The organism is Mesorhizobium sp. M5C.F.Ca.ET.164.01.1.1 (assembly GCF_004792125.1).
Taxonomy (GTDB): domain Bacteria; phylum Pseudomonadota; class Alphaproteobacteria; order Rhizobiales; family Rhizobiaceae; genus Mesorhizobium; species Mesorhizobium wenxiniae.
Genome location: NZ_SRTG01000119.1, coordinates 1 through 427 on the forward strand (window position 1 = coordinate 1; position 427 = coordinate 427).

The 427-nt window shown below is 64.6% G+C and carries 1 protein-coding gene; it reads right to left on the reverse strand.

Features of this window, described 5'->3' with window-relative positions; all coding sequences use genetic code 11:
• A partial coding sequence (locus EN807_RS32700; RefSeq protein ID WP_246684503.1) for a pyridoxal-dependent decarboxylase occupies nt 1-427 on the reverse strand: 427 nt, incomplete at both ends.

Below are 427 nucleotides of genomic sequence, written 5' to 3' on the forward strand. Positions count from 1 at the left end.
GTCCTCGCCGATGCCGGAAACCCAGATGGCGCGGTCGATCGAGGTATGGACCTGGTCTGAGGAATAGACGCGCAGCTTGCCCTGCCCGACCAGGCCCTTTTTGTTGCCCTGCCAGTCGAGCGCCCGCTCCCGCATGGTAAGCACCGCGGCAAGCGTCGCCGACGAAGCCGAATCCTGGATGACGCCGGAAAAGCCTTCCGGCAGGCCGAGCGCCTGGCGCATCCAGTCGACGATGCGCATCTCGAGTTCGGTCGCCGCCGGCGAGGTCTGCCACAGCATGCATTGCGCGGCCATCGCCGAGACCAGATATTCCGCCACGACCGAGACCGGCGCCGCATTGGCGGGGAAATAGGCGAAGAAGCGCGGATGCTGCCAATGCGTCATGCCCGGCACGATCTTGGCTTCGAAATCGGCGAAGATCTTTTCC